Here is a 25,110-nt window from a genome sequence, read left to right as displayed (position 1 = left end):
ATGAACAAAAGCGTGATGGTGATTCTGCTTGGCTGGTTGTTCAGCCTGTCGGTCTGGGCTGGCCAGAGCCCGCAAGGCAACGATTCCGCCTACCGGCTGGCGCCGGGGGACGAGGTCGAAATCCGGGTGTATGGCGAGCCGGATCTGTCGATGAAGTTCAAGGTCGATACCAGTGGCCACGTGAATTATCCCTATCTGGGTCAGGTGCTGCTGATGGGCCATACCACCACGGAAGTGGCCGAGTTGCTGACCAGAGGGCTCAAGCACGGCGTGCTGCTCGACCCCATGGTGACGGTCAACGTGACCACTTTCCGCCAGGTGTTTGTTGCTGGCGAGGTGGCTCACCCGGGCGGCTACGAATACCAGCCCGGCCTGACGGTGGAGAAGGCCGTCGCGCTGGCGGGTGGTTTCACCGATCGCGCCGCCAGACGGGATATCAGCCTGCGCCTCAATGGCAGCGATCAGTTGCTGGAAGAGGTGAGCCTGCAACGGCAGCTAAATCCCGGCGACATCATCACCATCGAACAAAGTTTCTTCTGATCCAGGACGCTCTTCATGACTTCATTGTTGGTTGAAAATGGCCGTGCGCTAGAGAGTCGCCTCGATTTCAGCGGCCCCTGGCGGGTGCTCAAGGCAAACTGGTGGAAGGTGGTGCTGTTTGCCGCGGTGGTGACCCTTGTGGCAGCCCCCTTTATCCTCAGCATGCCACCCTACTACCAGTCCAGTGCGACCCTGCTGCTGAAGGCTGATGCCAACAGCGCTTCACCTATCGAGCCCGTCTATCGGGTCGATACCAGCCGCCGCGAGTACTACAACACCCAGTTCGAGCTGCTCAAGTCACGCCGGGTGGCCGAGAAGGTGGTCACTCATCTGGGCTTGGCCGAGTTGCCGGAATTCAACGGGCAGCCCAATCCGGACAGCTGGTTGAGCCGCATCAAGGGATTCTGGAGTGCCGGACATCAGGAGGATGCCTCCTCACGCAACCAGCACGCAATGGAGTATCTGGCTAAACATCTTTCTATTTCGCCGGTGCGCGATACCCAGCTGGTCAGCATCGGGTTCGAATCCCGCTCTCCCGAGCTGGCCGCCAGCGTCGCCAATGAGGTGGCCCAGACCTACATCGATCTCAATGTGGAGGAGCGGGTCGATGCCAACACCACGGCATCGCACTGGAACCAGAGCCGGTTGGTCGAGATAAAGGCCAGTCTGGAGAAGCAGGAGAAGCAGCTCGGCGATTTTCTTGCCCGCAATGATCTGCTGACGTTTCGCGGCGTAGATGGTCTGCAAACCGAAGAGCTCGGCATCATCACCAACAAGTACGCGGATGCACGCGAGCGGCGGCTGGCGGCGCAGGCCGAATTCCAGTCCATTCAGGAGTACGGCCGCAATCCGGCGGCGCTGGCCTCCCTGCCCGAGGTCTCCAACCATCCCCAGATGCAGGATCTGCGCATCGCCCTCATCAAGGCCCAACAGGAGCTCTCCGAGCTGGCCAAGCGTTATGGCCCCAAGCATGACCGTATTCTGCAGGCCGAAGCGCGCATCAAGGCGCTCAATACCCAGTCAAACCAGCTGATGCGGGAGATTGCCGACGGTATCGAGGATCGCTACCAGAGCAGCCAGCGCAAGGAGCAGGAGTACCTTGCCCAGCTTGACGAGAAGAAGCGGGAGTTCTCCTCGCTGGCAGTCAAGAAGGATGAGTACAACAATCTGAAGAACAATATCGACAAGACTCGTCAGCTCTATAACGAGCTGTTCCGCCGTCAGGAAGAGACCCGCCTGAACGCTCAGTTGCACGAGTCGAATGCCATCCTCTACGATGCGGCATCGGTGCCCTTGTTGCCAGCCAAGCCAAACAAGATGCTGTTTCTGCTGATGGTGGTGATCATGGCGGGCATGGTTGCCGTGCTGGCCGTCATCACTGCCGGAGCACTGCGCAATACCCTGGATCGTCTGAGCCAGCTGGTCTCCCAGCTCGGTGGGCGGGTGCTTGGTGAAATCCCGCGGCTGGCAGCCTTGCAGGATCAGAGTGCCCTGCTGCGGGTGGGAGCGGTCAATCCCAGAGTGGGAGCCAGTGCAGATGATCTCTACGCCATTATGCGGCTGGAGTCGGGTCAGCTGCAGCGCATCATGATCACCTCGACCCGTGCTGGTGAGGGCAAGTCGACACTGGCGGCACTTTGCGCCGCCAGCTTTGCCCGCCATGAGCGGGTGCTGCTGGTGGATGGGGATCTGCGCCGGGGCGCCCTCGGTCGCCAGTTGCTGGGGCAGGACGCCAGACCGGGGTTGGCCGAGCTGCTCTCAGGCGAAGCTGACTTGGCTGCCTGTCTGGTGCCAAAAGAGGGATTGACCCTGCTGCCTGCTGGTCAGCCGGTATCTTCCCCGCTGGCACTGCTTGGTTCCCCGCGCTGGAGCGAACTGCTGGCAACCCTTGCCGGGCAGTTTGACCGTATCATAGTGGACACCCCTGCGCTGGAGGTCGGCAAGGATGCCCTGCTGCTGGGGCAGCCGCTGGATGGTGCCATTCATGTGATCCAGTCCGGCCAGCTGCCGGCCAGTCGGGTGCTGAGCGTGCTGGCACAGCTGCGGGATGCCAGAGTGGCGGTGTTGGGGACAGTGCTGACCCAGGTCGCCGAACGGGATCTGGAAGGGGCTGAGAACCTGAGATTTTGTGGTGCTCCCACCCGGGGCGCGCTATGAAACTGCTGCGCAGCATCACCACCATAGGTGGTGCTTCCGTGCTATCCCAGCTGATCGGGGCGCTCTCGGTCTGGTCACTGTCGCACAAGTTCGACATGGCTGCGGTCGGGCTCTATGCCCTCAGCTACAGTCTGGTGCTGATCGGTGCCCAACTTGCCACCTTTGCCTCGCAACTGCTGTTGCCCAAGCTGGAGGAGGCCGATCTGCCCGGCAACCTGATCTTTTCCCTGTTGCAGGTCTGGCTGCTCCCCATCCCCTATGTGCTGGTGGTGGTCTGCTTTTTCTCGCTGCCGCTCTGGCCGCTCTACCTGCTGACCGTGACCCACGGGCTGATCCTCATCGCCGAGAATCTGGCTCTGCGGGCCGGCCACTACCAGCGGCTCGGTCTGCAGCGTATCTCGGCCTCTGCCGTGGTGCTGCTCTGCCTGCTGCTTGCCCCTGACATGGTGCACTTTTATCAGTTATGGGCCTGTCTGTTGCTGCTGGTGATCGGGGGCTGGTTGTGGTCTGCCTTTGCCTGGCACAGTGCCATGCTGAGGGAGGCTGCCCCGCGCCACCTGCTGCACTTCTTCTCCCGCCATAAAGCGCATCTGGCTGGTGTCGGCAGTGCCGAGGTGCTGGCGATGGTGACGGCCAATCTGCCGACCGTGCTGATCAACTTCTGGTTTTCCCCTCTGGTGGCGGGCTACTTTGCCGTGGTCAACCGCTTCTGTCTGGCGCCCGTGGTGATTGTCGGCAACGCCATCCGCCACTCCATCTTCTCGCGATGGTCGGAGGATTTTCGCCTGCGCCGTTTCAACGGGGAGGAGTTTCGCAAGGTGAAGCGGCTGCTGCTGGCGATGGGCAGTGCGGCCACCCTCGGGATCCTCATCTGCTATCCGCTGGTGATGAAGTGGTTCTTCAATGCGGAGTGGATCGCCTCCATCAATACCTCCCGCTACATGTTGCCCTATGTCTTTACTGCGGTAGCCATCTGCCCGTTGACCGTGATCGAGCTGGTGTTCGGCTCGCCCCGCTACTTTTTGCGGATCCAGCTTGAGCAGCTGCTGGTCGTAGTGATTGCCTTCGTACTGTTGCCCTGGTTGCAGCAGGAGTACGCTCTCTGCGTGCTGGCCTTCTCTCTGCTGACTGCGGTGCGCTACGGCTTCGTCTTTTTGCGGGTCAACCGCCGGGCTGCCGAGTTGCAGGGGCGGATGGAGCTGGCTTCGTGAACAGTGCCCTCATCATGCAGGCCAATCTGCTGCTGTCGCTGGTGATCTGCGGCCTGGCCCAGTACGTCACCGGCATTACAGCCTTCCTCTGGCTGCCCTTCCTGCTGGCGATTGCCACCTTGATGTTGCTGCCGCTGCAGACGCGTTACAGCCCGTTGCGGCTCGACTATCAGGAGAAGGTGCTGCTGCTGCTCTACTGTGGCTTGCTGGTGCTGGCGCTGCTGGGCACCCTGCTTCAGCAGGGGGGCATGGTGACTATCATCGGTTTCAAGAACGAGCTGGCGCTCTCTCTGCTGCTCCCCTGCCTGTTGCTCGGCTTTTGCCGCGAGTCACAGATTTACCGCATCATGAAGCTGGTGGAGTGGGTCTTCTACCTGCAGATCCCGGTGGTGCTGTTTCAGGTGCTGGTGGTGGTGCCGAAGCGGGTGGCAATGCGCGGCGAGTTTGAGAAGTGGGACTCGGTGGTCGGTACCTTCGGGGGGGATCCCATGGGTGGCGGCAATACCGGTGCACTCGGCTTCTTCTGCCTGCTGGTGATGCTGATCAAGCTCTCCGAGTTTCGCCACGGCCTCATTTCGCGTCGTTCGGTCGCTTTTCACATTCTTGCCGCCTTTGCCATCTGCGTACTGGCCGAGGTGAAGTTCGTCATCCTGTTGTCCCCCTTGCTGCTGGCCTGGGTCTGGCTCTCGCCAAGCTATGTCAGGGGGATGAAGAGCTATGACCTCAAGCGTCTGCTGCTGATTGCGCTGGCGATGACGGCGCTGGTGGCGGTGGCCGTTCTGGTGCTGGCTGCCTCCTACTCATCCGCATTCGAGGGGGCCGGACAACAGGGGGCCATTGCGCTGTTTATCGACTCCCTCGGCTATATCTTCGATCCCAACCACATCAACCCGGAAACCGGCGAGCTGGGGCGGGTGACGACGCTCTTTTTCTGGGCCAGCAACGGTGATCACCACGGTCTCAGCAATCTGCTGTTTGGTTATGGCCTCAACACCACCAACCATGGCAGCACCCTGCCCGGTTTTCTCAACCCCCTGTTCAACGTGCTGCTCGACTCCACGTCCCTCAGCGTGTTGCTGTGGGAGGTGGGACTGATGGGCACCCTGATCTTCATCGTGCTGATCGTTCTGCTGCTCTGGTGCTGCCGTCCCCGTCCGTTGCTGGATCGCCAGCTGCTGAGCGCGGCAGATGTGCGTCTGCTCAGCTATCAACCCGCTTTCATCGCGTTCGGGATCGCCTGCCTGCTGAGCTTGCCTTACAGCCAGCTGCTGATGCTAATCCCGGTGCAGCAGTTTCTCTTCTATTTCGTGCTGGGTGCCGCCCTGGTGATCCGTTCTTCGGTTCGGCAGGCCACCCGTTCCTGTGAGGTGTCATGACTCCATCCCCCCTTATCTCCGTCATCATCAAGACCTACAACGAGGAGGCAGGGATTGCCGACACCATAGCCAGCATCAGGAGTGCTCTGGCCGACTACTCCCACCAGATTATCGTGGCGGATAGTCTCTCGACCGACCGCACCCAGGCGATTGCCTGCCAGCTGGGGGTGACTGTGGTGAGCCTGACCGACCCGGCAGATCGCTGTTGCGGCGTGGGGCCACAGCTTGGCTACCTCTTCAGCGAAGGGGAGTTCCTGCTGCTGCTCGATGGCGACATGAAGCTGGAGCCGGAGTTTGTGCCGGCCGCCCTTGCGCACATGCACTCCCACCCCGAATGCGGTGGCGTGGCCGGGCGGGCCGAGATGGATGATGCCCACAGCTACGAGTTCAAGTCGCGCAAGCAGCGCATCAACCAGATCTATCCGCTGGGCGAGTCGCGCTGGCTGTGTGGTGGCGGTCTGTTTCGACGCAGCGCCATCGAGCAGATCGGCTATCTCACCAATCACAACCTGCACGGTTACGAAGAGGCGGAGCTGGGTATCCGGCTGCGTCAGGCGGGCTATCGGTTGGAGCGGCTTGATGTTCCCTTCTTCTTTCACACCTCCCACACCATGGACTCCCTTGCCCTGATCCGTTACCGCTGGCGCATGGGGTATCTGTTTGCCAGCGGCGAGCTGGTGCGCTCGGCGTGGGGGCAGCCCTATTTTCGCGAGGTGCTGTCGGTGATCCGCTCCGAGCTGCTGTTCGGACTCTACCTGCTGGCACTCCTGTTCTGCGTGCTGCTTTTCGTAGCCGGGCTGCCGTTCTGGTTGCCGCTGCTGGCGCTGGCACCGCTGGGTGGCTTCATCGCTCTCAAGTGGTTGAAGAACCGCTCCCTGCAAGATGCCCTGCGCAGTGTCATGAACCTCTCCATCTATGCAGCCGGGCTGGTGCGCGGCCTGCTGTTGCCCCAGCGCTCCCCGCGCGAGGCGCCCGCCCATCGTCTGATCCAGGAGTCATTGCCGTGAAGGTGCTCTTTGCCAACAAGTTCTTTTTCATGAAGGGAGGTGCCGAGACAGTCCTCTTTCAGGAGCGGGAGATGGTGCGTCAGGCGGGTCATCAGGTGATCGACTTTGCCATGCAGCATCCGGATAACCTCCCCTCACCCCAGAGTGGCTACTTTCCGGCCAACGTCGATTATCACCAGCGGCACGGGCTCTTCGATCGGCTGAAGATCGCCGCTCGCTTCATCCACAATCAGGAGGCCTGTGATCGGCTGGCGGAGCTTATCCGTGCCGAGCGGCCCGATATCGTTCACTTTCACAACATCTACCACCAGCTCACCCCGGCGATCATCCGGGTGGCCAAATCCCTGGGCTGCAAGACGGTGCTGACAGCCCACGACTACAAGGTGGCCTGCCCCAACTACAGCATGCTGGTCGATGGCGAGCCGTTCGATCTGACCCGGATCGAGGGTTCCTGGCTCAAGCTGTTTCGCCATCAGTGGCAGGAGGGGTCGTGGGGCAAGAGCTTGCTGCTCTCTGCCGAGGCGGCCTGGCAACAGTGGCGCCGCAACTATGAGCAGGTCGATGCATTGGTGGCGCCGAGCGCCTTCATGGCCGGGATGCTTCGTACCCGGCTGCCCGCTTCCCGCATCGAGGTGATCCTCAATGGCATAGATGTCGAGTCGAGCAGCGAAAGCGGAGAGGATCGGGGGTACTTTCTGTTCCTCGGCCGCCTGATGGCCGAGAAAGGGGTCGAGACGCTTGCCCATGCCCATCAGCGCATGACGCGGCCGGCGGGCCTCAAAATTGTGGGCGGTGGCCCGCTGCTGGCGCACCTCGGGCAGCATTATCCCAATGCCGAACTGCTGGGGTTCAAGCAGGGGGAAGAGTTGCTCGATCTGCTGCGCCACGCCAAGGCCGTGGTGGTGCCGTCCGAGTGGTACGAGAACTGCTCCATGTCGGTACTGGAGGCGATGGCCTATGGCAAACCGGTGATCGGGGCTCGAATTGGCGGGATTCCGGAGCAGATCCGCGACGGTCTCGATGGCCTGCTGTTCGAGGCGGGCAATGCCGACGAGCTGGCCCGCAGCATGGACAGGCTGGTGGCCGAGCCGGAGCAGACGGCGGCCATGGGGCGTTCGGCCCGTCAGCGGCTGATCGACAACTACTCCCTCGCCAGCCACCAGCAAGCTCTACTGGCGCTCTACCAGTCGTTGCTGGAGGAGAAACAGAGATGAGCTTCTGGCACGAGTTGAAAGCCGAACTGGCGCTCAATCCGAGCAAGACGGCGCGCCTGTTCCTGCTCTGCTACCGGCTGGCACAGGGAGGCCGCTTTATGAGGTTGCCCTGCTTGCTGCTGCTCAAGGGATTCAAGCTGTTGTGCGGCCTCGATATCTCGCCAAGAGCCCGGCTGGGTTGGGGTCTGCGCCTCTATCACCCGCAGAATATCGTCATCGGTGACGGCGTGCAGATGGGGTGTGACTGCACCCTGCGCCACAACTGCACCCTGGGCAACAAGCCTGATCGCCAAAGCGGCCAGCTCCTCTCACCCACCGTGGGTGACGGGGTCGAGTTCGGCACCGGCGCCATCGTCATCGGGGCCATCGCCATTGGTGATCATGTCTGTGTCGGTGCCGGCGCCGTCGTTACTCGTTCCGTCCGGGCTCGCGCCGTTGTTGCGGGCAATCCCGCCAGAATCATTCGAGAAGATCATGAAGCAGATTAGTGTGACCGTGCTCGGTACCCGGGGGATCCCCCATGTACTGGGCGGTGTCGAAACCCATTGTCAGTCCCTCTATCCGGAGCTGCACCGCCAGTTCGGAGTGGCTGCGACCGTGCTGGCTCGCGCCCCCTATGTGAATTACCGAAGCGGCGAGTTTGAAGGGGTAGCTCTCGAGGCGTTGCCCGCCCCCAAAAAGAAGTCGCTGGAGGCAATCCTCCACTCTCTGCTCGCGGCTTTTTACTGCCGCAGCCATGCCTGCGATCTGGTGCATGTCCATGCCATCGGCCCGGGGCTGGTGGTGCCGCTGCTGAGGTTGCTTGGCAAGCGGGTGGTCTTTACTCATCACGGCCCCGACTATGACCGCCAGAAGTGGGGGGCGCTGGCCAAGTGGGTATTACGCCTTGGCGAGCGCTGGGCGGTACGCTATGCCAGCGAGGTGATCGTCATCTCCGAAGTGATCAACGAGGCGATCCGCCGCCAGTACGATCGCCAGGATGCCCACCTCATCTACAACGGGGTGAAACGGGTCGAGCTACCGGTAGCGGACAAGAGGGAGCTGACGCTGGCCCGTTTCGGGCTGACCGCTGGCAACTATCTGGTGGCGGTGGGCCGCTTCGTCGAGGAGAAGGGGCTGCACGATCTCATCGCCGCCTATCGCCAGCTTGATACCGAGCTGCCACTGGTACTGGTGGGGGATACGGATCACCCTACCCCCTACAGCGAGCACTTGCAGCGAATAGCGGATGAAACACCGGGGGTGATCCGTACCGGTTTCCTCAATGGCGAGGCGCTGATCAGCGTCTTTTCACAGGCGGCCCTGTTTGCCATGCCCTCTTATCACGAGGGGTTGCCGATAGCCCTGCTGGAGGCGCTCTCCTTCTCCCTGCCGGTGGTGGTGAGCGACATTCCCGCCAATCTGGCGGTGGCACTGCAACAGGAGTGCTATTTCCCGGTCGGCGATGTGAGTGCGCTGGCAGAGCGACTCAACGCCCAGCTGGCTTGCGGCAAGGTCGATTACAGCGACTATCTGCAGCGGTATGACTGGCAGCGGATCGCCGGCCAGACCATGGCTGTCTACAACAAGGCTCTGGGCCTACCCGCAGGAGAAAACCAATGAGCCAATTACCGCAGAAACCGCAGAGGGCGATCGACCGCTTCTACCGTGCCCTCTCCCCCGAGGTGGCCGAGAGCCTGAGTGAAACCCAGCGCGACGGTATCGAGCAGGCGCTGCGGCTGATGAGTGATGGCAAGTCGCACGCCATCAACGTCAACAGCGCCTTCGGCATTGGTCGCTGGCGCTGCTATCTGGTGGTGTTGATGGGACGGGATCGCCGTCATCGCGGGCGGGAGAGCAGCTTTTGCTTTCACCTCAAGGTGCTGCTGACCACCCTGCTGTTGCTGCTGGGGATCTGCGGCATGGTGCTGCTGCTCTATCTGGTGAAGTCGGCCCTTGGCATCGACATTTTCAAGCACTTCTCGTTCGGGGTGTGGGATCTGTTCAAAAAGAGTGTGCTGATGTGATGAAAGAGGGCTCCTGTGGGAGCCCTCTTGCGTTACTGGATGTCTATCCCGGCCAGACGATACCAGCCACTCTCTTCCAGACCGGCAATGCCGAGCTGCAAAGCGGGCTGCTTGTCCTGACCGATGAAGGCCAGCTCCAGATAGTAGTGACCGCGTGCCATCCGACCCGGCAGGGTCAGGCTGTCGCGAGTGGTAGCCTTGCTGCCCGGGATCCAGCGGGTCATGTCGTTGCGGGTCACCAGCATGGCGCCGACCTGCCCTTCCTCGTTGACCAGCCGGTAGGTGAGCGGCCAGTTGCGATAGGCCGGCGCTACCCCGTCGTTGTGCCAGTCGCCGTTGAGGGCAAGGGTAGCCCCCGGCTTCATGGTTCCCTTGAGGGTCAGCTGGTCCAGCACGATGCGATAGCCCATCTTGCGCAGGGCATTGTCGACGATGGGTCGATATTGGGGTGGAACCGGATCCGACTTGAGGTTGATGGTGGAGGCGTGTTGGGCCAGCGCCCAGTCAAAGGTGGCCTTGACCTCCTCCAAGGTGTACTGCTGCTGGCCTGGCCACTCGCTCAGCTTGCCGCACACCTCGAAACTGACTGGCGCCTGCTGCCAGCTGGAATCGAAGTTCGCCACATCGGCGCGGGCGCTCGCCAGTCGTTCCGGGTAGGCATTGCGCATGTGGCTCCAGCTTTGGGAGAAGTGGTGCCAGTCGCCGAGGCAGTCTGCCCGCCAGCCGGCTCCCTTGCCCACGGCATACTCGAACATGGGCAGGTTGTTGATCAGCATCAGCTTGGGGGTTCGCGGAAAAGCGGCCATCTGCAGGTCAACATAGGGTTTGAGCTGCTCGCTGCTGTAGCGCTGCTCCAGCGTCGGGCCGGGGAAGTTGCTCATGTGCCACTCTCCCCATGAACCTATCATGCCGATGTCGACATGACTCAGCGCCGGGTTGCCATCGTAATGGGCGCCCAGCGCCTGAAACAGCCGGGTGGCACGGGCGAGGAACTGCGGGTCGCTGTAGTCGGGCACAAAGGTCTGGTGGTTGTTCACCCACTCTCCCCGAATCCCCTTGTTGATGAGCCACTCCGGGATCTTGCTGCCAGAGAAGGGCTCATCAAGGGTCATGACCCTGAGGGCGATCGACTGTTTCGGGGTGGCGTGCTGTGCCTGATCGATGGCCCTGTCGATCAGGGCAAAGTTGTATTCGCCCTCCCGTGGTTCCAGCTCGCTCCAGTAGAAGCGGAAGTAGTCGACCGTGCTGACCGGGTGTTCGGCCAGAGAGAGGGGATGACCCCAGCTGTTGTGAAACTCTTCGATACCGACGCCGGGATTGTGCAATAGGTCGTCGACCGGTTCGGGATGAATGGTGAGGGTACCTGCCAGCACGCCTTGTGCCCACAGCAAGCCGGAATAGAGCAGGATCCTGCCCGGATGCATTTTCATGTGATCGTCCGCCAGTGGAACATGATTGCATGCTAGGAAATTGGCGGACAAAGGCCCAGCCGGTTCCGCTGTTTTCGAGAAGAACCGACTGAAGCCTTTGTTGTTTCGGTCAGAGATTGACGGAGGTTGTGCCCTCAGTCGTCATTGTCATGTCCGGCTGGGCGGGACTCGACACTCTGTTGCCCCATCACCTGATACCAGTCGAGCTTGCGGGTCAGCAGCATGATCAGTGCCAGAGTGGCGAACAAGAGCAGGGCGCCGAGCAGCAGAGCGATCTCTTCGGCCTGCAGCAGGTTGTAGAGAATGGCATAGACCAGCCCGAGCAGCGCCGCGAAGCCGATCCCCTGTTTCGGGCCACCCAGCACATGACTGAGGTAGAAGCCGTTGAGCAGCACGCTGGCCAGCGCGGCTACCAGATAGGCCCAGCCAAAGCCGAGGTGTTCGGTCAGGGCCAGCAGCACCAGATAGAAGATTGCCAGCCCCATGCCCACCAGCGCGTACTGGATCGGGTGAACCCGCAGCCCCTTGAGCAGCTCGAACATGAAGAAGCTGATAAAGGTGAGACCGATGAAGAGCAGGGCATATTTGGCCGCCCGTTCGTTGAGCTGATAGTGATCCACCGGCTGCACCAGACTGACGCTGAAGCTGGGCAGATTTTTGGAGGCGCTTTGGATCATGTCAGGGAACTGATTCTCCATATCTGTGGCAAACCAACTTGTCTGCCAGTCAGCATTGAAACCTTGATCTTTTACTGTACGGGTGGTTGGCAGGAAATCGCCCAGGAAGTTGGGGTGGGGCCAGTTACCGGACAAGGTTAGTTTGCTGTCACGACCGACCGGAATCAGGGTGAATTTTTCCATACCCTGTAGGGAAATCTTTATATCGAACCACCCTCCTTGCTGTTGTTTGGTGGTTAGCGGGACATGCACGCCGGATTGGTTGCCAAGCCGTGCACCGGGAGTGACAGTCAGTAGCTCGTTGGCGAAGGTGATGGTTGGTATCTGAATGATGCCTCGAGCGTCGGAGACGATTAGGCTGAGATAGGGTTGGCCGCGGATGCTGTCGCGTGGTGGCTGCCAATCAGGGATCGCTGGTAATTGGCCGGTTAGAGTGACGTTAGCCTGATACAGCTGGGCTTGGTAGATCCCTAGTTTGCGCGGCGTTACTTCCATATTCGCTGTGGCCGTTAACTGTTCTGGCAACAGGTAGCGATAGCGTGTCTCCACCTCTCTCCGAGTGTCCTTGCCATTGGTCAGGATCAGCTCTCTTGTATATGGGAGGACAATTACGGGGCCTATTAGGCGCTGCGGTCCACTCGTACTGGCCATTATCTGTTTGATGGCCTGACTGCGGTAAGCCTGACGCTCCCGGTTCAGCTCCATGATGGATTGCACCGGCACCATCAACAGCAGGCTGAGCAACAGCAGCAGAAATATCTTGTGGGTGAATATCTGTTTGACCATGACACGTCTCCTTGTTGGATGGAGTGAGTCTGTCAGTCCGGCGTGAAGTGGTGATGGGCTTGTGTGAAGTGACGGTGAACTGTTGAAAAACGGCGCCATCAGGCGCCGTGGGATTGTTCAGGGGTGGGAGCGCACCAACCGGGCGGCTTGGGCGAAACGATCGGTATGGCCGTCGATCAGCCCGTGCATAAAGTCGATGTAGTAGACCAGTTCAGGCATCTCCTCAATGGAGCTGGAGGTCCAGTAGGGGGCTGAATTTTCCCCGTTGTCATGGATATCGGAGAAGAAGCGCGGGTCTGTCATCGGCGCCCGGCAATCTTCGTCGAGCAGGGTGAAGAGCTCCTCGATGGTGGGGAGTCGCCACCCCTCGCCAAGGCGGGCTGCTTCATCTTTGGCTTCAAGCAGCGTCAGCAGGGCCGGTGTGCCCACGCACCCTTTCCCCTCCTGCCACTGGCTGCCGAGGCTGCACGCCTGCCATTCGAGCTGGTTTAGCCGATCATGGATGATTTCTCCCTGCCGTGTCAGGCGGTCGGAGAGATCACAGGCAGCCAGCGCCATGCTGGCCGGAAGCCAGATCAGCAATAGAAATAATTTCATGTTTGTCTCGTTTACGAATGACGGTCAGCCCGTCGCTGGTGGGCTGACCGTGGTTATCGGGGTTTATCTGGCGGGAAGCGAGCTCACTGCTTTTTAAGTCGTGCAGGCAGGGCGGCCAGCACCTCTTCTTTCGCTTTGAGGGAGGCGAACTGCTTGCCGGGCTTTTGCACCACGGTATGGACGAAGATCAGTTGTTTGCCCGGTTTGCTGGCCCAGCCGACGAACCAGCCGATCTGCTGATCGCGGTTGAGGCTGCCATCCAGCTTCTTCGGGTAGCCCATGCCGGTTTTGCCGTGGATCTGCCAGCCGTCGATCTCGCTCACCTTGAGGATATTGGCGGTGTACTGCAGGGTCTGCGCCGAGACCGGCAGCTTGCCGCTCAGCATCTTGCCGAGGAAGCGGGCTTGCTCCTCCGGACTGATGGCGAGGCTGGAACTGAGCCAGGCCTGGGTCAGACCGTCATGCTTGCCCGGATTGCCGGAGAGATCCCGGTTGCCGTAGTCGAAGCGGTCGACGTATTGCTGGAAGCGCTCCATCCCCAGCCATTCGGTGATCTGCTGGGAGAACCAGACCACCGAGTAGGTTTCCCAGCGGCGCGGGGTAGTGGTTTCGCGCCAAGCGGGCAGCCAGCCGTCATAGCTCGGTTTGTAAGGCAGTGCCGGATGCTCTTCATCAACCAGATAGCCACTGTCGTAACCCATCAGCGCCAGCGGGATCTTGAAGGTGGACGCGGGCGGCAGTTGGCTGGAGCAGTCCCCTTCGCTGGAGAGGGTCTGGCCGTTGCCGTCAGCATAGAGAAAGCAGCCGCTGGCGGCGGAGGCTGGCAGGGCTGCGAGCAGACCGGCAGCCAGCAGGCTGGAGAGAAGCAGGCGGGACATAGCATTTCCTTGAGCAAATGGATGAGAGAAAGCGGCAGTCTAATGCCGCTTTGTGTGGGGAATGTGAAGTTGCGGGGGGCTAGGCGAACGGCAGCCAGAGTTCCGCCAGCGCGCCCCCTTCCGGCCGGTTGCTCAGGGTCAGACGGCCGCCATGCTGGTGGGCAACCTCATGGGCGAAGCTAAGCCCCAGACCACTGCTCTTGCCCTTGTCCGGTCGTGGCAGGGAGTAGAAGCGCTCGAAGATGCGTGGCAATGCGTAGTCGGGGATGCCGGGGCCGCAGTCGGTGACCCGAAAACAGTAGCCCTCCTCCTGCTGGCTGCCACTCAGGGTGACCAGCCCGTAGGCGGGAGAGAAGTCGATGGCGTTATCCAGCAGGTTGCCGATGGCCTGCTCCACCAGCAGCGGATCCCACTTCTGTTTCGGCGCGCTGGCCAGCTCGGCCACCAACTCGACCTGACGGCGCTGTGCGATGATCTGGCGGGCGTCGAGGGTGCGCTTGCCCAGTTTTGCCGGTTCCACCGACTGGCGATCCAGCCCCTGCCCCGACTCCAGCCGCGCCAGTTGCAGCATTCGCTCGATCAGCTGCTGCATGCGCGCGGTTTCCAGATTGATGTTGCCGATAAACCGTTTGGCTACTTCGGGGGGCGGCGTTTCGGCCAAAATCTCCCCTGCCCCGCGAATGGCGGCCAGCGGGCTCTTCAGCTCGTGGGTCAGGCTGTGGACATAGGCTTCGATGTAGCTTTTGCCATCGAGCTGGTGGCGCATGGTCTCCAGCGAGCGGCCGAGCCTATCCAGCTCGACGGTGTGCAGCCGTGGCAGCGGTGCCGCCTCCCCCTTGCTGACCGAGTCGGCATAGTGCACCAGCTTGCCGATGGCGCGGTTGAGCCACCACACCAGCAGGCTGCCGATCAGCAGCGAGATGAGCAGCATCTGGCCGCCGGCCCGCAGCAGCTCCTGTTCCCCGCGCTCGATGGCTGGCATCAGGGTGCGATTGGGTTTGGCGACGGTGAGGGAGCCGATGATCTCGGCCCCTTCCCGCAGCGGCGCCGCCACATACATGGTCGAGCTGGCGGCATCGTCGGGATCGGTGCGGGTGCTGCGGGCGCCATATTGGCCGCGCAGGGTGCGGTAGACATCGTTCCAGCGGGAATAATCCTTGCCCAGATCCGTGCCGTCGGAGTCGTAAATCACCATACCCTTCTGGTCAGTGACATAGATGCGGTACTCCGCCTGCTGCTTGAGGTGGCCGTCGATCATCGCATTGATGGGATTCTGGTTGAGGCGGGCGAAGGCGCTGGCCAACCGCCCGTTCATCATATTGTCCTCTTTCAGGTCATCGAGCGCCAGCGGCGCCAGCAGCTGGGTCATATCCACCAAAGTATCCTCGGTGGCGCTGCGCACCCCTGGTTTGATCTCCTCGACGAAGATCTCCAGCACGAACCAGGCGGCCAGCGCGAAGATCAGCAGCAGGCCGCACAGCAGTTGCAACCCGAGTCTCATGCCTGCTCCAGGCTGTAGCCCAACCCGCGGTGGGTGAGGATCAGGTTGGCCTCGGGATCATGTTCGCGCAGCTTGGCGCGGATGGTCTTGATATGGGTATCTACGGTGCGATCCAGACTCTCCTCCGCATCCTGCCACACCAGATCCATCAGCTGCTGGCGGGAGTAGACCCGCCCCGGCGCCAGCATCAGGGTCTTGAGCAGCAGATATTCGTAGCGGGTGAGGGCCAGCGGCTGGCCGCGAAAGTGAATGCGGGCACGCTCCTCATCCAGCACCAGCAGGGCGCTGGGCTGGGGGGCGACGGGCTGGCTGCGGCGCAGGATGACCCGCACCCGGGCACACACTTCCCGTGGCGAGAAGGGTTTGGCCACATAGTCGTCGGCACCGATCTCCAGCCCGATCAGTCGGTCTATCTCCTCGCTGCGGGCGGTGAGGAACATCAGGGGGATATCGGTCAGCGCCCTCACCTGCTTGCAGAGTTCGAAGCCGCTGATGTCGGGCAGCCCCACATCGAGGATCAGGAAGTCGGGTCGCGTCTGTTCCAGTCGTGTCAGCAACTGTTGGCCCAGCATGAACCACTCCACCTCAAACCCGTCGGTCTGCAGGGCGTAAATCAGGGTGTCGGCGATGCTGGCCTCATCCTCCACCAGCCAGATGACTCTCTTTTGCATGGCATCCTCGTCGCAAATTGGCACCCCATTCTGGCATCGAACCAAATCGGATCCTATTTGCTGTTTTATTTTTCCGAAAAAGGGGCTAATATTTCGATGTTCTTTCGAATCGAAACTTAATAATGACCAAACGTAATACTCAACAACGCCGCCACACCATAGTGACCCTGGTACAAGAGCAGGGTGAAGTGAGCGTCGACGCCCTCGCCAAACACTTTTCTACCTCCGAAGTGACCATCCGTAAAGATCTGGCGGTACTGGAGACCGGCGGTCTGCTGCTGCGCCGTTACGGTGGTGCTGTCCCTTTGCCGAGCGAGATGGTGGTCGAGGTCAACCCTGAACAAGTTTCGAACCGAAAGTTAGCCATTGCCCGTGCGGCGGCCGAGCGGCTGCGTGATCACAACCGCGTCATCATCGACAGCGGCAGCACCACCAGCGCCATGATCCCCATGCTGGGCAACAAGCGCGGCCTCATCGTGATGACCAACTCCCTCAATGTGGCCGGTGCCCTGCGCGAGCTGGAAAATGAGCCTACCCTGTTAATGACCGGTGGCACTTGGGACCCTCACTCCGAATCCTTCCAGGGGCAGGTGGCGGAACAGGTGCTGCGCTCCTACGACTTCGACCAGCTCTTTATCGGTGCCGACGGTATCGACCCGGAGCGTGGCACCACCACCTTCAACGAGCTGGTGGGCCTGTCGCGGGTCATGGCCGAGGTATCGCGGGAGGTCATTGTGATGGTCGAATCGGAAAAGATCGGCCGCAAGATCCCCAATCTCGAACTTCCCTGGTCGAGCATCCATACCCTGGTGACCGACGAGGGGCTGGCCAGCGAGGCCAGAGAACAGATTCAAGCCCAGGGGGTGACGCTTATCTGCGCCCCGGTCACTTGCTGACACGAGCTCTGAACCATCCAACTGACTTTACGATTTGCATCTCAAGGAGAAGTGTATGTGTGGCATCGTCGGGGCTGTCGCCCAACGTGATGTGGCTGAAATTCTGGTAGAGGGCCTGCGCCGTCTGGAGTACCGCGGTTATGACTCAGCCGGTGTGGCCGTGTTCAGCGCCAACCAGCCGTTGCAGCGGGTTCGCCGTCTGGGCAAGGTGGCCGAGCTGGCCAAGGCGCTCGACGAGCAGTCCGTCCACGGCGGTACCGGCATCGCCCACACCCGCTGGGCCACTCACGGCGAGCCTTCCGAGCGCAATGCCCACCCCCACGTCTCCGAGCATATCGTGGTGGTGCACAACGGCATCATCGAGAACCACGAAGAGCTGCGGGAAGAGTTGAAGGCGCTGGGTTATGTGTTCAGCTCCGACACCGATACCGAGGTGATTGCCCATCTGGTCCATCACGAGCTGAAGCGTGCCGGCAGCCTGCTGGCCGCCATGCAGACTGCGGTGAAGCAGCTGCGCGGTGCCTACGGTACCGTGGTGATGGATAGCCGCGACGACAGCCGCGTGGTGGTGGCCCGTTCCGGTTCACCGCTGGTGATCGGCCGCGGTATCGGCGAGAACTTTATCGCCTCCGACCAGATGGCGCTGCTGCCGGTGACCCGTCGCTTCATCTTCCTGGAAGAGGGTGATGTGGCCGAAGTGACCCGCCGTGACGTGCACATCTTCGATACCAACGGCAACGCCGTGGTGCGCGAAGAGCAGGAGTCCGAACTCTCCCACGATGCCGGTGACAAGGGTGAATACCGTCATTACATGCTCAAGGAGATCCACGAGCAGCCCAAAGCGATCACCAACACCCTGGAAGGGCGTCTGGGCAGCGATCACGTGGTGGTCGAATCGTTCGGCAACGGCGCGCGCGCCATCTTTGACAAGGTCGAGCACGTACAGATCGTCGCCTGCGGCACCTCCTATCACTCCGGCATGGTGGCTCGCTACTGGTTCGAAGAGATCGCTGGCGTCTCCTGCGATGTAGAGATCGCCTCCGAGTTCCGCTATCGCAAATCGGTAGTGCGCCCCAACAGCCTGCTGGTGACCCTCTCCCAGAGCGGCGAGACTGCCGATACCCTGGCGGCGCTGCGTCTGGCCAAGGAATCCGGCTACATGAGCTCGCTGGCTATCTGCAACGTGCCGGGCTCCTCGCTGGTGCGTGAATCGGATCTGGCCTTTATGACCCGTGCCGGTGCCGAGATCGGCGTAGCCTCCACCAAGGCGTTCACCACCCAGCTGGCTGGCCTGTTGATGCTGGTGGCCTCGGTCGGTCACTGTCGTGGCCACCTGAGCGCGGCCGCCGAGGCCGAACTGGTCAAGGCGCTACAAGCCTTGCCGCTGCGCATTAAAGAGAGCCTGGCGCTGGCCAAGGATATCGAAACCCTGGCCGAAGAGTTTGCCGACAAGCAGCACAGCCTGTTCCTTGGCCGTGGCAGTCAGTACCCCATCGCCATGGAGGGGGCGCTCAAGCTCAAAGAGATCTCCTACATCCACGCCGAAGCCTATGCCGCTGGCGAGCTGAAGCACGGCCCGCTGGCGCTGATCGATGCCGAGATGCCCATCATTGTGGTGGCGCCGAACAACGATCTGCTGGAGAAGCTCAAGTCCAACGTGGAAGAGGTGCGCGCCCGTGGCGGTATCCTCTACGTGTTCGCCGATGCCGATACCGGCTTCAAGAGCGACGAGACCATGCGGGTCATGAACCTCAACCATGTGGAAGAGGTGATCGCCCCCATCGTCTATACCGTGCCGCTGCAGCTGCTCTCCTACCACGTTGCCCTGATCAAGGGCACTGACGTGGACCAGCCGCGCAACCTGGCAAAATCGGTGACCGTCGAGTAAGTCACTCTCTCAAATGAAAAAGAGCCGCAATTGCGGCTCTTTTTGTTTCGGCTGAGGGGTTACGACAGCCGCAGGTTGGTGATGGTGACCTCGTCGAGGGAGGGCACTATGATGCCGCTGGTGATCCCTTTGGCGATGGCCTGACTGCGGTTCTTTGAGTCGGTCTTGTTGGTCACCTGGGTCAGGTGAAAGTTGACCGTCCGCTCACTGATGCCGAGGATGGTGGCGATCTCCCAGGAGGTCTTGCCCTCGCTGGCCCAGAACAGGCACTCCTTCTCCCGATCCGACAGTTCGGTCAGGTATTTCATCATATCCGGTCTGCTTTTTATCAGTTGCAGCGCGGAGTTGAAGATGTAGCTGGCGCAGAACGACAGCAGCGGGACATTTTCAAACATCAGGTCGGAGTTGGATTTGTCCTTGGTGATGAATGAGAGGATGCCGTGCTCCCCCTGCGGGGTGTGCAGCGGAAAGGAGACGCCATTGCGTACCCCGAAATCAGCCGCCAGGTTCATCACGTCGCGGCTGGCGCTGGGCAGCCAGGGCGAATCGCAGTCGAGCTTGTTCCAGAAGATCGGCTGGGTCTGTTTCAGCCCCAGATAGACCACCGGATCCTGGGTCAGATACTGGTTTTCGCTGTAGGCGTCAAACCAGGTGGTCGGACAGTTGTTGAACAGTGCCACGTGGGATTTTTGCATGCTGATGGGGAAAATAATCAGCAGCCGAAAGTAATCAAAGCCCATTTGATGACTGAAGCGCTCCAGCAGTTGCTGGATATCGCTGGTTTTTGTTGCCTTGGTGAACTTGTCTATATGTTCCCAGATCGCATCGTTGAGCATTACTTTCTCCTTTTTCGATCTCTATCACACTGATCGAAAAGATTTTTTATCGTTATTTATATTTGTGCGGTGGCTATTGGCGCCACTTATTCCGTGCGTGCTTAAAAATTATCCTGTTTTTGTGCATAAAGGCCAAGAAAATCCTCTCGTTGCCAGTCCGCCCTGCATTTGAGATAATGATAATAGTTATCATTAGTAAGATGTATTTCAATGAACAAATTATGGGGTGTGGCCCTGCTGCCACTGTCAGTCCACTTTGCTGCCATCGGGGATGAGCTGGTTGCTCCCGCCCTCAAGAACAGCATAGCTGCCGGGAAAGCCTCTCAGCAGCGGGTGGAAAAAGCCGCCGATGCCGCCGTTGCCGCACGACTGGAGCTGCAAAATGCCCAGCTGCAACTGCGCGACCTCGAAGCCTACAACCGCTACATGCAATCTCTGGTGGCCGATCAGCAAAATGAGCTGGGTAAATTGAGCCAGCAGCTTGAAGCGGTGCAAGAGACCCGTCAGGGCTTGATCCCGCTGATGTTGCAGATGCAGGCAGATCTGGAACAGCTGGTGCAAAACGACATCCCGCTGCGCAAGGAAGATCGGCTGGCGCGGGTTGAACAGTTAAAAGCGACCCTGGCTCGCGCAGACGTTAGCGAGGCAGAGAAATTCCGTCAGCTGCTGCAGGCCTATCAGATTGAAGCCGAGTACGGCAGCCGGATGGACAGCTATTCCGCCGAGCTGGAGCTGGATGGTGCTCCGCGTCGGGTCGATGTGCTGGCGCTGGGTCGGGTCTCCCTGCTGGCGATGACGGCCGATCGCAGTCAGGCATGGCGCTGGTCTGCCGAGTCTAAGCAGTGGCAAGCCCTCGATAGCCAGTGGCTCTCCCCCATCGCCGAGGCGATGGATGTGGCCGCCGACAAGAAAGTTCCCCAGTTGCTCAATGTCCCCCTCTCTGTCAGCCGCAGTCAGGAGGCCCAATCATGAGAGTCACCATGAAGTGGTTCCCCCTCCTTATTGCCCTCTCCTGCGGTACCAACGCCGCTGTCGCCGATGAGTGGCAGCAGCAGGAACAGGCTCGTGAACAGCAGGCTCAGCAAGATCTGGCGACCGTTGCCAAGGAGCTCGGCACTGCCCGCGCCAGACTGGCCGAGGCCCAGCGCCTGAGCAAGGAGCTGGCTGGCAAGTTCGCCAGCAACGAGAAGCAGCTGGTCGAACTTAACGCCCAGTGGGAGCAAGCCTCCGGCGATATGAACGAGATCTTCGCGGTCACCCGTCAGGGCGCCAGCGATGCGGTCAAGCTGCTGAGTGAATCCGCCGTCGAGGGCCAGTACCCCGAGCGCCTCGCCCCGCTCAAGGCCATGGCGCAGGAGAAGCAGGTGCCGGATCGCGCCGCCCTCGCCCTGCTACCCGCCACACTACTGCAAGAGATCCGCGAATCTGGCCGGATTGCCCGGTTCAACGGCAAGATGCTCGATGCCCAGGGGGCTGCCAGCGAGCAGTCGCTGACCCGGGTTGGCAGTTTTGCCCTGCTGGGGAGCGAAGGCTTCCTGCAACCGACCGCCGAAGGCCTGAGCCCGGTACTGGGTCTGCCCGGTAGCGTGCTCTCTGCCGTTGCGGCTTATCAGGGTCAGGAAGGGGAAGCGCTGCCGCTGGATCCTTCTCATGGCACTCTGCTGGCGATGCTGGCGCAAGCGCCCACCTTCTGGCAGCAGGTACAACAAGGTGGTCAGGTCGGCGCCATTATCGTGCTGTTGGCCGCCATCGGCTTGGGGATTGCGGCGGTACGGCTGTGGAGCCTCTCCCGCGAACTGGGTCGGGTGCGCCGCCAGCTCAAGAGCGGCGAGTATCACGCCGACAACGCCCTCGGCCGGGTGCTGACGGTGGCAGACAAACACCCCGAGCTGAGCATGGAGACCCTCGAGCTGCGTCTTGATGAGGCGATCCTGCAGGAGACTCCTCGCATGGAGCGCGGCATCGGCATGGTCAAGGTAATCGCGGCCATCGCCCCCATGCTGGGTCTGCTCGGTACCGTAACCGGGATGATCGGCACCTTCCAGGCCATCACCCAGTTTGGCACCGGCGATCCCAAGATCATGGCGGGCGGTATCTCCATGGCGCTGGTCACCACGGTACAGGGTCTGGTTGCGGCCATTCCGCTGATCCTGGCCCACAGCCTGCTGCAATCGCGCTTCACCGAGCTCTCCAATGTGCTGGAGCAGCAGGTAGCCGGCATTCTGGCCGAGCGCGCCGAGAGCAATAACGGCGGGATGGAGCGAGCAGCATGATGCTCGACATCTGGCAACAGCTGCAGAGTTTCATGGGCCGTGGCGGCCCTGTGCTCTGGGTCATTCTGGCCCTGCTGGTGCTGATGTGGATTTTGATGATCGAGCGGCTGCTCTACCTCAATCTGGGTTTCGGCCCGTTGCAGCAACAGCTGCTTGGCCGCTGGCAGGCCCGCAGCGAGCGCCACAGTTGGCACGCCCGGGCAATCCGCAGCCGCTGGCTGGCGCAGGCGGAGCTGGAACTGAACCGTCATCTGATCTTCATCCGCACCCTGGTGGTGCTCTGCCCCATGCTGGGGCTGCTGGGCACTGTGACCGGCATGATCGGCGTATTCGATGCGTTGGCTGCGGCCAACCGCTTTAACCCGGAGAGCATGGCGGGCGGGATCTCCCGCGCCACCATCCCCACCATGGCAGGCATGGTGGTGGCGCTCTCCGGCGTGTTGTTACTCAGTCGGCTCGAGAGTCAGGCCAAGCGTGCGCTGGCCAAGACCCGGGACGGCCTGCGAGAAGAGAAGGTAATGCAATGAGACGGCAATCCAAACGCCAGCGTGACGAAGTGCAGATCGACATGACCCCCATGCTGGATATCGTGTTCATCATGCTGATCTTCTTTATTGTCACCACATCTTTCGTGCGCGAAGCCGGGCTCGAGGTGCACAGACCCCAGGCCAGTCAGGCCAAGGCGCAGAAATCCTCCAGCATCATGCTGGCGATCGGGGCTCAGGGTCAGATCTTCCTTGACCGCAAGCAGATCGATGTGGAGCGGGTACAGGCCACCATCGCCCGTCTGCTGGCGGAGCAGCCCGATGCCAGTCTGGTGATCCAGGCAGATGAGCGGGTACCACATGGCAAGGTAGTGCGGGTGATGGATGAGGCCAAAGCGGCGGGTATTGCCAATATCGCCGTGGCGGTGGCGCCGAAATGAAATACAAGCTGATGAGCCTTGGGCTGGGGATCGCCCTCAGTCTGGGCATCCTGCTGTTCATGGCCACGCTGGTTGAACCGCCCCGGGGCGAGAAGGTGGCGAGCGAACAGAAGCCCATCGTCATCAATATGCAGAACGAGGTGACCGAGGTGCAAGTGCGCGAGCGTCCGGTACCGCAGGAGCCCGAACCTCTGCCAGAGCCTCCTGCCGCATTGGCCTCGACACCGCTGCCGATGCCCGCAGCGGCCCCCTTGGCGGCCGTTGAGCCGAGTCTGGATCTGGTCTCCAGCCTCAGCGCGGTGCAGGTCTATGCCCCCGGCGTGGCGACCAGTACCGCACCGGTATTGAGTGGTAACTACCACGGTCAGCAGCAGGGCGCGGGTATCGGCGCAGGTGACATGCTGATGCCGCTGCAACGGATCGAGCCGGTCTACCCCTATCGTGCCCAGCAGTCAGGGATCGAAGGATTCGTCACCCTGCGCTTTAGCGTGAATGCGGAAGGTGGCGTGCAGGATGTGGAAGTGGTCGAAGCCAAACCCAAGCGTCAGTTCGAGCGGGCGGCCATTCAGGCGATCAACAAGTGGCGCTATCAGCCGAGACCGGGCGCCACCGACAAGCTGGTGCAAGTCATTACGCTCAAATTCAAACTGGAGTCATAACTATGTTGCGGATCTGGATCTGTCTGCTGGCCCTGGTCGGCCAAGCCTGTCTGGCGATGGAGGTCAGCCCTCACTTCTCCCGTCAGCTTGAACCCGTGATGAAGCTCTATCAGTCTGGTCAGTGGCAACAAGCCCAGAGCAAGGCATCCGGCCTCAAGCCAAATAGCGATGCCGAGCGTGCCTGGCTGGCGCAGTTGCAAGCCTCGCTGGCGGCCAATCTGCAACAGACCGCCCAGGCGAGCCGTTATGTCGAACAGGCCCTTGCCTATAAAGAGTGGCCCGAGCAACAACAGCTCCAGCTGCTGCGACTGCGCGGCGATATTCAGGCCCAGCAATCTAACTGGTCTGGTGCCATCGCCAGCTACAAGGCGGCACTGGCACTCAAGCAAGACGATGCACTACGCCTGCGTCTGGCCGGCCTCTATTACCACAACAAGCAGTACGGTGACGCAGCCAGCCAGAGCGAACAGTTGTTGAAGAAGGGTTGGCAGAAGCAGGCCGCCATTATTCGTCTATCCGCCCTCACCGCCCAGCAACGTTATGGCGTGGCGGCCGATCAGGCGGCCGAGCTGATCCGTCACGAGCCGACAGAGAGCAAATGGTGGCAGCAGGCGGTGTCGCTCAACCTCTCTGCCAAACGCGGCGATCAGGCGTTGGCGCTGCTGCAGACTGCCATCGACAGAAAACTGATGGATGACGCGTCAGCCCGCAACCAGCTGATCCGCCTCTATGCCTGGCAAGGGCTGCCTTATCGTGGGGCTCGTCTGCTGGAAGCGGCCATGGTCAAGGGACAGATGAAGCAAAGTGCTGAAAACCGCCAACTGCTGGCCCAATTGTGGGAAGGTGCCCGGGAGTGGTCACAAGCGGTTGATAGCTGGCAGCAGCTCGCCAACCAGCACGGTCAGCCCAAAGCCGCCATGCGCGCCGCCGAACTGCTGCTGCAACAGGGCAAGACAGATGCTGCCATGACCCAGCTCGCTGCCATCAAGTCGGTAAAAGGCGAGCAAGGCAATCGTGCCAAAGCGCTGCTGGTGCAGGCACACCTTAATAAGGAGCAGTATGCCCAGGCGCTGGAACTGGCCCGTGAGCTGCAGCAACAGGATAACTGGCAGCAGAAGGCAACCAGCTGGGTCAACTATATCCGGGCACAAAGCGAAGAGTTGAGCAAAAAAGCGGCGTAAAAGAGGTGCCAAGGGGCTGTTTTGGGGCGTTCAGTTCGCTTTTTCAGCAAACGAACGCATTTTTGCAAAAAGCCCTTGTCATCCCGGCGCGGCTCCCTATAATGCGCCCCTACCAGCACGGCGGAACACGCCAACCTGATGAGCCAGCTTCCTAGCGAAGTGGGCGCCGAAAGAAAAGCGAAAACAATCGCTTGACTTTCGAAGTGAGAAGCGTAATATGCGCCTCCTCAGCGCGACAAGCGTGACGCTCTTTAACAATTTGAATCAAGCAATCTGTGTGGGCACTCACAGCATCGAACATCAAAGCAATTTTTGATTTTCAATGTCTGGTGAAGTGACCAAGACGATTTCTTAGCAATAAGAAGTCGAACAGTTTATTTCAGCAATTCATTGAGCCGCTT

At 60.8% G+C, this 25,110-nt stretch carries 24 protein-coding genes; 17 read left to right on the top strand and 7 right to left on the bottom strand.

The annotated features are described in order from the left end of the window. The 9 genes from AB5Z02_RS09635 to AB5Z02_RS09595 are packed head-to-tail and all read left to right on the top strand — an operon-like array spanning position 1 to position 9,511. Positions 1–540, top strand: coding sequence for a polysaccharide biosynthesis/export family protein (locus AB5Z02_RS09635; protein ID WP_139394383.1), 540 nt, complete (start codon positions 1–3; stop codon positions 538–540). A gap of 15 nt (positions 541–555) precedes the next feature. After that, positions 556–2,697: a GumC family protein gene (locus AB5Z02_RS09630; protein ID WP_368215913.1), complete on the top strand. Its 2,142-nt coding sequence runs from the start codon at positions 556–558 to the stop codon at positions 2,695–2,697. Further along, the gene (locus tag AB5Z02_RS09625) at positions 2,694–3,908 is read left to right on the top strand and encodes a lipopolysaccharide biosynthesis protein (RefSeq protein WP_368215912.1); all 1,215 of its coding nucleotides are present in this window, start codon (positions 2,694–2,696) and stop codon (positions 3,906–3,908) included. Before AB5Z02_RS09630 ends, AB5Z02_RS09625 begins: the two co-directional genes overlap by 4 nt. After that, positions 3,905–5,284, top strand: a complete 1,380-nt coding sequence (locus AB5Z02_RS09620) for a capsular biosynthesis protein (RefSeq protein WP_368215911.1) — start codon at positions 3,905–3,907, stop codon at positions 5,282–5,284. The genes AB5Z02_RS09625 and AB5Z02_RS09620 overlap by 4 nt, the downstream gene beginning before the upstream one ends. Continuing rightward, positions 5,281–6,291, top strand: coding sequence for a glycosyltransferase family 2 protein (locus tag AB5Z02_RS09615; protein ID WP_368215910.1), 1,011 nt, complete (start codon positions 5,281–5,283; stop codon positions 6,289–6,291). Before AB5Z02_RS09620 ends, AB5Z02_RS09615 begins: the two co-directional genes overlap by 4 nt. Further along, positions 6,288–7,505: a glycosyltransferase family 4 protein gene (locus AB5Z02_RS09610; RefSeq protein ID WP_368215909.1), complete on the top strand. Its 1,218-nt coding sequence runs from the start codon at positions 6,288–6,290 to the stop codon at positions 7,503–7,505. The genes AB5Z02_RS09615 and AB5Z02_RS09610 overlap by 4 nt, the downstream gene beginning before the upstream one ends. Next, positions 7,502–7,993, top strand: a complete 492-nt coding sequence (locus tag AB5Z02_RS09605) for a serine acetyltransferase (RefSeq protein ID WP_368215908.1) — start codon at positions 7,502–7,504, stop codon at positions 7,991–7,993. The genes AB5Z02_RS09610 and AB5Z02_RS09605 overlap by 4 nt, the downstream gene beginning before the upstream one ends. Then, positions 7,980–9,107 (top strand): glycosyltransferase family 4 protein, encoded by a 1,128-nt coding sequence (locus AB5Z02_RS09600; RefSeq protein WP_368215907.1) that lies wholly within the window; start codon positions 7,980–7,982, stop codon positions 9,105–9,107. The genes AB5Z02_RS09605 and AB5Z02_RS09600 overlap by 14 nt, the downstream gene beginning before the upstream one ends. Further along, positions 9,104–9,511 (top strand): hypothetical protein, encoded by a 408-nt coding sequence (locus AB5Z02_RS09595; RefSeq protein WP_368215906.1) that lies wholly within the window; start codon positions 9,104–9,106, stop codon positions 9,509–9,511. The genes AB5Z02_RS09600 and AB5Z02_RS09595 overlap by 4 nt, the downstream gene beginning before the upstream one ends. Before the next feature lie 32 nt (positions 9,512–9,543). Here AB5Z02_RS09595 and AB5Z02_RS09590 read toward each other — a convergent pair whose 3' ends face one another. The 6 genes from AB5Z02_RS09590 to blrA form a co-directional block, all read right to left on the bottom strand. After that, entirely contained in the window at positions 9,544–10,941 is a 1,398-nt protein-coding gene (locus AB5Z02_RS09590) for a DUF4832 domain-containing protein (protein WP_368215905.1), read from the bottom strand. Between the two features lie 134 nt (positions 10,942–11,075). Next, complete coding sequence (creD, locus tag AB5Z02_RS09585) at positions 11,076–12,404, bottom strand: cell envelope integrity protein CreD (RefSeq protein ID WP_368215904.1); 1,329 nt, start codon at positions 12,402–12,404, stop codon at positions 11,076–11,078. Positions 12,405–12,521: 117 nt separating this feature from the next. Next, on the bottom strand, positions 12,522–13,001 hold the full coding sequence (locus tag AB5Z02_RS09580; RefSeq protein WP_219296855.1) for a DUF1566 domain-containing protein: 480 nt from the start codon (positions 12,999–13,001) through the stop codon (positions 12,522–12,524). An 83-nt stretch (positions 13,002–13,084) separates the two neighbouring features. After that, on the bottom strand, positions 13,085–13,879 hold the full coding sequence (blaOXA, locus tag AB5Z02_RS09575) for an OXA-12 family class D beta-lactamase (RefSeq protein ID WP_149153887.1): 795 nt from the start codon (positions 13,877–13,879) through the stop codon (positions 13,085–13,087). Between the two features lie 79 nt (positions 13,880–13,958). Beyond that, on the bottom strand, positions 13,959–15,380 hold the full coding sequence (gene blrB / locus AB5Z02_RS09570; protein WP_236368128.1) for a beta-lactam sensor histidine kinase BlrB: 1,422 nt from the start codon (positions 15,378–15,380) through the stop codon (positions 13,959–13,961). Beyond that, positions 15,377–16,051, bottom strand: coding sequence for a beta-lactam response regulator transcription factor BlrA (blrA, locus tag AB5Z02_RS09565; RefSeq protein ID WP_236368129.1), 675 nt, complete (start codon positions 16,049–16,051; stop codon positions 15,377–15,379). The genes blrB and blrA overlap by 4 nt, the downstream gene beginning before the upstream one ends. Positions 16,052–16,173: 122 nt before the next feature. On the opposite strand from blrA, the gene AB5Z02_RS09560 reads away from it, so the two are divergent. After that, positions 16,174–16,947, top strand: a complete 774-nt coding sequence (locus AB5Z02_RS09560) for a DeoR/GlpR family DNA-binding transcription regulator (protein WP_005355851.1) — start codon at positions 16,174–16,176, stop codon at positions 16,945–16,947. Positions 16,948–17,002: 55 nt separating this feature from the next. Next, on the top strand, positions 17,003–18,835 hold the full coding sequence (gene glmS, locus AB5Z02_RS09555; protein WP_201939288.1) for a glutamine--fructose-6-phosphate transaminase (isomerizing): 1,833 nt from the start codon (positions 17,003–17,005) through the stop codon (positions 18,833–18,835). Positions 18,836–18,894: 59 nt separating this feature from the next. Here the strand turns inward: glmS and AB5Z02_RS09550 are convergent, their stop codons facing one another. Then, a complete protein-coding gene (locus AB5Z02_RS09550) occupies positions 18,895–19,671 on the bottom strand; it encodes a LuxR family transcriptional regulator (RefSeq protein WP_005339360.1) in 777 nt (258 codons plus the stop codon). Positions 19,672–19,881: 210 nt separating this feature from the next. Between AB5Z02_RS09550 and AB5Z02_RS09545 the strand changes: the two genes are divergently transcribed. The 6 genes from AB5Z02_RS09545 to AB5Z02_RS09520 are packed head-to-tail and all read left to right on the top strand — an operon-like array spanning position 19,882 to position 24,709. After that, the gene (locus AB5Z02_RS09545) at positions 19,882–20,643 is read left to right on the top strand and encodes a DUF3450 domain-containing protein (RefSeq protein ID WP_005339362.1); all 762 of its coding nucleotides are present in this window, start codon (positions 19,882–19,884) and stop codon (positions 20,641–20,643) included. Further along, entirely contained in the window at positions 20,640–21,944 is a 1,305-nt protein-coding gene (locus tag AB5Z02_RS09540) for a MotA/TolQ/ExbB proton channel family protein (protein WP_368215903.1), read from the top strand. Before AB5Z02_RS09545 ends, AB5Z02_RS09540 begins: the two co-directional genes overlap by 4 nt. Further along, on the top strand, positions 21,941–22,471 hold the full coding sequence (locus tag AB5Z02_RS09535) for a MotA/TolQ/ExbB proton channel family protein (RefSeq protein ID WP_005339367.1): 531 nt from the start codon (positions 21,941–21,943) through the stop codon (positions 22,469–22,471). The genes AB5Z02_RS09540 and AB5Z02_RS09535 overlap by 4 nt, the downstream gene beginning before the upstream one ends. Further along, on the top strand, positions 22,468–22,869 hold the full coding sequence (locus AB5Z02_RS09530) for a biopolymer transporter ExbD (RefSeq protein ID WP_005339369.1): 402 nt from the start codon (positions 22,468–22,470) through the stop codon (positions 22,867–22,869). The genes AB5Z02_RS09535 and AB5Z02_RS09530 overlap by 4 nt, the downstream gene beginning before the upstream one ends. After that, positions 22,866–23,528 carry an energy transducer TonB gene (locus tag AB5Z02_RS09525; RefSeq protein ID WP_005339371.1) on the top strand — a complete coding sequence of 221 codons (663 nt, stop codon included), beginning with the start codon at positions 22,866–22,868 and terminating at the stop codon, positions 23,526–23,528. Before AB5Z02_RS09530 ends, AB5Z02_RS09525 begins: the two co-directional genes overlap by 4 nt. Positions 23,529–23,530: 2 nt before the next feature. Then, entirely contained in the window at positions 23,531–24,709 is a 1,179-nt protein-coding gene (locus AB5Z02_RS09520; protein WP_368215902.1) for a hypothetical protein, read from the top strand. The last annotated feature ends 401 nt before the right edge of the window (positions 24,710–25,110 follow it).

This window comes from Aeromonas sp. R2-3 (assembly GCF_040908375.1).
In the GTDB taxonomy this organism is placed as follows: Bacteria; Pseudomonadota; Gammaproteobacteria; order Enterobacterales; family Aeromonadaceae; genus Aeromonas; species Aeromonas veronii.
This window is presented reverse-complemented; position numbering and strand designations above follow the sequence as displayed.